This window comes from Thiopseudomonas sp. SA1F2-1K, assembly GCF_057443035.1.
The window spans coordinates 1-6,500 of the sequence record NZ_JBYAVU010000003.1 but is presented as its reverse complement, the minus strand read 5'-3'; the positions used below and the strand labels follow the sequence as shown (position 1 = coordinate 6,500).

The window sequence follows — 6,500 nt, the reverse complement described above, 5'->3', positions numbered from 1 at the left end:
TGATTGCCTCCTTTGCAGGCAGTTGGTGGTTAGGCGCTGGCGGGGTCACTACCCCCGCCCTGCGCCGCTCTGAGTTCTTCCAGGCACTCGCGCAGCGCCTCGTATTCGTCGTCGGTCAGCCAGAACTTGCGCTGACGCATCCCTTTGGCCTTCATGCGCTCGGCATATCGCGCTTGGCGTACAGCGTCAGGGCTGGCCAGCAGGTCGCCGGTCTGCTTGTCCTTTTGGTCTTTCATATCAGTCACCGAGAAACTTGCCGGGGCCGAAAGGCTTGTCTTCGCGGAACAAGGACAAGGTGCAGCCGTCAAGGTTAAGGCTGGCCATATCAGCGACTGAAAAGCGGCCAGCCTCGGCCTTGTTTGACGTATAACCAAAGCCACCGGGCAACCAATAGCCCTTGTCACTTTTGATCAGGTAGACCGACCCTGAAGCGCTTTTTTCGTATTCCATAAAACCCCCTTCTGTGCGTGAGTACTCATAGTATAACAGGCGTGAGTACCAACGCAAGCACTACATGCTGAAATCTGGCCCGCCCCTGTCCATGCCTCGCTGGCGGGGTGCCGGTGCCCGTGCCAGCTCGGCCCGCGCAAGCTGGACGCTGGGCAGACCCATGACCTTGCTGACGGTGCGCTCGATGTAATCCGCTTCGTGGCCGGGCTTGCGCTCTGCCAGCGCTGGGCTGGCCTCGGCCATGGCCTTGCCGATTTCCTCGGCACTGCGGCCCCGGCTGGCCAGCTTCTGCGCGGCGATAAAGTCGCACTTGCTGAGGTCATCACCGAAGCGCTTGACCAGCCCGGCCATCTCGCTGCGGTACTCGTCCAGCGCCGTGCGCCGGTGGCGGCTAAGCTGCCGCTCGGGCAGTTCGAGGCTGGCCAGCCTGCGGGCCTTCTCCTGCTGCCGCTGGGCCTGCTCGATCTGCTGGCCAGCCTGCTGCACCAGCGCCGGGCCAGCGGTGGCGGTCTTGCCCTTGGATTCACGCAGCAGCACCCACGGCTGATAACCGGCGCGGGTGGTGTGCTTGTCCTTGCGGTTGGTGAAGCCCGCCAAGCGGCCATAGTGGCGGCTGTCGGCGCTGGCCGGGTCGGCGTCGTACTCGCTGGCCAGCGTCCGGGCAATCTGCCCCCGAAGTTCACCGCCTGCGGCGTCGGCCACCTTGACCCATGCCTGATAGTTCTTCGGGCTGGTTTCCACTACCAGGGCAGGCTCCCGGCCCTCGGCTTTCATGTCATCCAGGTCAAACTCGCTGAGGTCGTCCACCAGCACCAGACCATGCCGCTCCTGCTCGGCGGGCCTGATATACACGTCATTGCCCTGGGCATTCATCCGCTTGAGCCATGGCGTGTTCTGGAGCACTTCGGCGGCTGACCATTCCCGGTTCATCATCTGGCCGGTGGTGGCGTCCCTGACGCCGATATCGAAGCGCTCACAGCCCATGGCCTTGAGCTGTCGGCCTATGGCCTGCAAAGTCCTGTCGTTCTTCATCGGGCCACCAAGCGCAGCCAGATCGAGCCGTCCTCGGTTGTCAGTGGCGTCAGGTCGAGCAAGAGCAACGATGCGATCAGCAGCACCACCGTAGGCATCATGGAAGCCAGCATCACGGTTAGCCATAGCTTCCAGTGCCACCCCCGCGACGCGCTCCGGGCGCTCTGCGCGGCGCTGCTCACCTCGGCGGCTACCTCCCGCAACTCTTTGGCCAGCTCCACCCATGCCGCCCCTGTCTGGCGCTGGGCTTTCAGCCACTCCGCCGCCTGCGCCTCGCTGGCCTGCTGGGTCTGGCTCATGACCTGCCGGGCTTCGTCGGCCAGTGTCGCCATGCTCTGGGCCAGCGGTTCGATCTGCTCCGCTAACTCGTTGATGCCTCTGGATTTCTTCACTCTGTCGATTGCGTTCATGGTCTATTGCCTCCCGGTATTCCTGTAAGTCGATGATCTGGGCGTTGGCGGTGTCGATGTTCAGGGCCACGTCTGCCCGGTCGGTGCGGATGCCCCGGCCTTCCATCTCCACCACGTTCGGCCCCAGGTGAACACCGGGCAGGCGCTCGATGCCCTGCGCCTCAAGTGTTCTGTGGTCAATGCGGGCGTCGTGGCCAGCCCGCTCTAATGCCCGGTTGGCATGGTCGGCCCATGCCTCGCGGGTCTGCTCAAGCCATGCCTTGGGCTTGAGCGCTTCGGTCTTCTGTGCCCCGCCCTTCTCCGGGGTCTTGCCGTTGTACCGCTTGAACCACTGAGCGGCGGGCCGCTCGATGCCGTCATTGATCCGCTCGGAGATCATCAGGTGGCAGTGCGGGTTCTCGCCGCCACCGGCATGGATGGCCAGCGTATACGGCAGGCGCTCGGCACCAGTCAGGTGCTGGGCGAACTCGGACGCCAGCGCCTTCTGCTGGTCGAGGGTCAGCTCGACCGGCAGGGCAAATTCGACCTCCTTGAACAGCCGCCCATTGGCGCGTTCATACAGGTCGGCAGCATCCCAGTAGTCGGCGGGCCGCTCGACGAACTCCGGCATGTGCCCGGATTCGGCGTGCAAGACTTCATCCATGTCGCGGGCATACTTGCCTTCGCGCTGGATGTAGTCGGCCTTGGCCCTGGCCGATTGGCCGCCCGACCTGCTGCCGGTTTTCGCCGTAAGGTGATAAATCGCCATGCTGCCTCGCTGTTGCTTTTGCTTTTCGGCTCCATGCAATGGCCCTCGGAGAGCGCACAGCCCCGAAGGGGTGCCCGCAGGGCAGTTTCTCGCAGAGAAACCGGTAAGTGCGCCCTCCCCCTACAAAGTAGGGTCGGGATTGCCGCCGCTGTGCCTCCATGATAGCCTACGAGACAGCACATTAACAATGGGGTGTCAAGATGGTTAAGGGGAGCAACAAGGCGGCGGATCGGCTGGCCAAGCTCGAAGAACAACGAGCGCGAATCAATGCCGAAATTCAGCGGGTGCGGGCAAGGGAACAGCAGCAAGAGCGCAAGAACGAAACAAGGCGCAAGGTGCTGGTGGGGGCCATGATTTTGGCCAAGGTGAACAGCAGCGAGTGGCCGGAGGATCGGCTCATGGCGGCAATGGATGCGTACCTTGAACGCGACCACGACCGCGCCTTGTTCGGTCTGCCGCCACGCCAGAAGGATGAGCCGGGCTGAATGATCGACCGAGACAGGCCCTGCGGGGCTGCACACGCGCCCCCACCCTTCGGGTAGGGGGAAAGGCCGCTAAAGCGGCTAAAAGCGCTCCAGCGTATTTCTGCGGGGTTTGGTGTGGGGTTTAGCGGGCTTTGCCCGCCTTTCCCCCTGCCGCGCAGCGGTGGGGCGGTGTGTAGCCTAGCGCAGCGAATAGACCAGCTATCCGGCCTCTGGCCGGGCATATTGGGCAAGGGCAGCAGCGCCCCACAAGGGCGCTGATAACCGCGCCTAGTGGATTATTCTTAGATAATCATGGATGGATTTTTCCAACACCCCGCCAGCCCCCGCCCCTGCTGGGTTTGCAGGTTTGGGGGCGTGACAGTTATTGCAGGGGTTCGTGACAGTTATTGCAGGGGGGCGTGACAGTTATTGCAGGGGGGCGTGACAGTTATTGCAGGGGTTCGTGACAGTTAGTACGGGAGTGACGGGCACTGGCTGGCAATGTCTAGCAACGGCAGGCATTTCGGCTGAGGGTAAAAGAACTTTCCGCTAAGCGATAGACTGTATGTAAACACAGTATTGCAAGGACGCGGAACATGCCTCAGCGATCACCGCTTCCCTCATGATGTTTAACGCCTTGCTCACCGGAAAATTGCGAGCGCAGCGAGTAATTTTTACGGTGCAGCAACTTGTTGTACGGTGCAACCGATAGCTATGACGTTTGCCCCTTAATCGCCTGGATAATCCTCGGCCAGTCTTCATGATGCAACTCATGTCCCGTGCCTTCGAGTGTCAGCATTTTTGAACCACGAATCGCATCTTTCAGTGCCAACCCATGCACATAAGGAAGTACAGGATCCTCCGTGCCGTGAATGATCAAAGTTGGTACAGCTATCTCATTTAATCTCCCGAGCCATCTCTCGAGCGATCTCTCGCCACCACCTGAAGTAGTGTGGTTGAATGTTGTCAGGATATTCGGAGTGCGATCAAAATCTAACTCAGCGATATTTTGTATCTTCTCAGCGTCAAAAGCATGCGCAGTACCTGAGATGATTCGCCACGCTCCGACCTGATACGCGACGACAGCATCTCTATCAGACCAATCCAGCGATTCCGCCCGTTGGTGATACTCAATGATGGCAGGATCAAAAGCGGGCATATCAGGATCTGCATCTGCAAGCCGTTCTGAAGCAATCAGCGTCAAGCTCTTCACACGTTTCGGATACTTGAGAGCTACAAGCTGGGAAAGAAATCCCCCCAAAGACATGCCGACTAAATGAGCAGCTTCCAGACCATAACCATCAATGACGCGAACCACATCATCTGCTAATTCTTCAACGGAATATGGAGCTTGACCTGGCTCATAGCTTGTTGATTTCCCGGTATCACGGTGGTCGTACCGGATCACATAGCGACCCATTTTGGCTAGTTGGGAGCAAAACTCATCAGGCCACCACACCGCAGACGCCATTGCCCCCATGATCAGGATAATGGGTTCATGGGCCGGGTCGCCGAATGATTCGGTATGGAGTGAAATCGCTTTATCAACAACTACCTTTTCTTTCATACTAAAATTGCCTTCGAGTTTTACGTACAACATTTTATTCATAGGCATGCTCATTTTGCCAGTTTTGGCTGCCTGTTAATTGCGCTCAAACATCCCCAACCAATTGTTTTATAAAGATAAAAATGTCTTGTTTACAATAGAGTGGGGGGGGTCAGCCTGCCGCCTTGGGCCGGGTGATGTCGTACTTGCCCGCCGCGAACTCGGTTACCGTCCAGCCCAGCGCGACCAGCTCCGGCAACGCCTCGCGCACCCGCTGGCGGCGCTTGCGCATGGTCGAACCACTGGCCTCTGACGGCCAGACATAGCCGCACAAGGTATCTATGGAAGCCTTGCCGGTTTTGCCGGGGTCGATCCAGCCACACAGCCGCTGGTGCAGCAGGCGGGCGGTTTCGCTGTCCAGCGCCCGCACCTCGTCCATGCTGATGCGCACATGCTGGCCGCCACCCATGACGGCCTGCGCGATCAAGGGGTTCAGGGCCACGTACAGGCGCCCGTCCGCCTCGTCGCTGGCGTACTCCGACAGCAGCCGAAACCCCTGCCGCTTGCGGCCATTCTGGGCGATGATGGATACCTTCCAAAGGCGCTCGATGCAGTCCTGTATGTGCTTGAGCGCCCCACCACTATCGACCTCTGCCCCGATTTCCTTTGCCAGCGCCCGATAGCTACCTTTGACCACCATGGCATCAGCGGTGACGGCCTCCCACTTGGGTTCCAGGAACAGCCGGAGCTGCCGTCCGCCTTCGGTCTTGGGTTCCGGGCCAAGCACTAGGCCATTAGGCCCAGCCATGGCCACCAGCCCTTGCAGGATGCGCAGATCATCAGCGCCCAGCGGCTCCGGGCCGCTGAACTCGATCCGCTTGCCGTCGCCGTAGTCATACGTCACGTCCAGCTTGCTGCGCTTGCGCTCGCCCCGCTTGAGGGCACGGAACAGGCCGGGGGCCAGACAGTGCGCCGGGTCGTGCCGGACGTGGCTGAGGCTGTGCTTGTTCTTAGGCTTCACCACGGGGCACCCCCTTGCTCTTGCGCTGCCTCTCCAGCACGGCGGGCTTGAGCACCCCGCCGTCATGCCGCCTGAACCACCGATCAGCGAACGGTGCGCCATAGTTGGCCTTGCTCACACCGAAGCGGACGAAGAACCGGCGCTGGTCGTCGTCCACACCCCATTCCTCGGCCTCGGCGCTGGTCATGCTCGACAGGTAGGACTGCCAGCGGATGTTATCGACCAGTACCGAGCTGCCCCGGCTGGCCTGCTGCTGGTCGCCTGCGCCCATCATGGCCGCGCCCTTGCTGGCATGGTGCAGGAACACGATAGAGCACCCGGTATCGGCGGCGATGGCCTCCATGCGACCGATGACCTGGGCCATGGGGCCGCTGGCGTTTTCTTCCTCGATGTGGAACCGGCGCAGCGTGTCCAGCACCATCAGGCGGCGGCCCTCGGCGGCGCGCTTGAGGCCGTCGAACCACTCCGGGGCCATGATGTTGGGCAGGCTGCCGATCAGCGGCTGGATCAGCAGGCCGTCAGCCACGGCTTGCCGTTCCTCGGCGCTGAGGTGCGCCCCAAGGGCGTGCAGGCGGTGATGAATGGCGGTGGGCGGGTCTTCGGCGGGCAGGTAGATCACCGGGCCGGTGGGCAGTTCGCCCACCTCCAGCAGATCCGGCCCGCCTGCAATCTGTGCGGCCAGTTGCAGGGCCAGCATGGATTTACCGGCACCACCGGGCGACACCAGCGCCCCGACCGTACCGGCCACCATGTTGGGCAAAACGTAGTCCAGCGGTGGCGGCGCTGCTGCGAACGCCTCCAGAATATTGATAGGCTTATGGGTAGCCAT

At 61.2% G+C, this 6,500-nt stretch carries 7 protein-coding genes; 1 reads left to right on the top strand and 6 read right to left on the bottom strand.

Features of this window, described 5'->3' with window-relative positions:
* Positions 1-29: 29 nt before the first annotated feature.
* From urfF to AC2T15_RS13055, 3 genes are read right to left on the bottom strand one after another with little or no spacing between them, the layout of a single operon-like run.
* Positions 30-236 (bottom strand): plasmid repression protein F, encoded by a 207-nt coding sequence (urfF, locus tag AC2T15_RS13065; RefSeq protein WP_007857788.1) that lies wholly within the window; start codon positions 234-236, stop codon positions 30-32.
* A 1-nt stretch (position 237) separates the two neighbouring features.
* Complete coding sequence (locus AC2T15_RS13060; protein WP_000455501.1) at positions 238-450, bottom strand: hypothetical protein; 213 nt, start codon at positions 448-450, stop codon at positions 238-240.
* Positions 451-510: 60 nt separating this feature from the next.
* On the bottom strand, positions 511-2,640 hold the full coding sequence (locus AC2T15_RS13055) for a MobA/MobL family protein (protein WP_001395566.1): 2,130 nt from the start codon (positions 2,638-2,640) through the stop codon (positions 511-513).
* A 200-nt stretch (positions 2,641-2,840) separates the two neighbouring features.
* Between AC2T15_RS13055 and AC2T15_RS13050 the strand changes: the two genes are divergently transcribed.
* Positions 2,841-3,125, top strand: a complete 285-nt coding sequence (locus AC2T15_RS13050) for a mobilization protein C (protein WP_000238497.1) — start codon at positions 2,841-2,843, stop codon at positions 3,123-3,125.
* A 691-nt stretch (positions 3,126-3,816) separates the two neighbouring features.
* Here AC2T15_RS13050 and estX read toward each other — a convergent pair.
* The 3 genes from estX to AC2T15_RS13035 all read right to left on the bottom strand — a co-directional run bounded on the left by estX (position 3,817) and on the right by AC2T15_RS13035 (position 6,500).
* Positions 3,817-4,713, bottom strand: a complete 897-nt coding sequence (estX, locus tag AC2T15_RS13045; RefSeq protein WP_223542816.1) for a macrolide esterase EstX — start codon at positions 4,711-4,713, stop codon at positions 3,817-3,819.
* 109 nt (positions 4,714-4,822) lie between these two features.
* Positions 4,823-5,674, bottom strand: a complete 852-nt coding sequence (gene repC, locus AC2T15_RS13040; protein ID WP_000240536.1) for a replication protein C, IncQ-type — start codon at positions 5,672-5,674, stop codon at positions 4,823-4,825.
* Entirely contained in the window at positions 5,661-6,500 is an 840-nt protein-coding gene (locus AC2T15_RS13035) for a helicase RepA family protein (RefSeq protein ID WP_000190708.1), read from the bottom strand. The genes repC and AC2T15_RS13035 overlap by 14 nt, the downstream gene beginning before the upstream one ends.